The following is a 292-nucleotide window of genomic DNA, read 5'->3' as shown; positions in this document are numbered from 1 at the left end:
CGCTTCACATATTCGGGTAGTTCGGGCCGCCGCCACCTTCCGGCGTGACCCACACGATATTCTGTGTCGGGTCCTTGATGTCGCAGGTCTTGCAATGCACGCAGTTCTGCGCATTGATCACGAGCCGTTCGCTGCCGTCGTCGTTCTTGACGAACTCATACACCGCGGCGGGGCAGTAACGCGATTCCGGACCCGCATAGGTCTGCCAGTTCACGTTGACCGGCACCGACGGGTCTTTCAGTGTCAGGTGCGCCGGCTGGTTCTCTTCGTGATTCGTGTTCGAGATGAACAC

At 59.2% G+C, this 292-nt stretch carries 1 protein-coding gene; it reads right to left on the bottom strand.

What is annotated here, in order from left to right; genetic code table 11:
- Positions 1–4: 4 nt before the first annotated feature.
- A partial coding sequence (locus tag P0D89_RS54465) for a 4Fe-4S dicluster domain-containing protein (RefSeq protein ID WP_408379928.1) occupies positions 5–292 on the bottom strand: 288 nt, incomplete at its 5' end.

This window comes from Paraburkholderia sp. RL18-085-BIA-A (assembly GCF_046027075.1).
In the GTDB taxonomy this organism is placed as follows: Bacteria; Pseudomonadota; Gammaproteobacteria; order Burkholderiales; family Burkholderiaceae; genus Paraburkholderia.
This window is presented reverse-complemented; position numbering and strand designations above follow the sequence as displayed.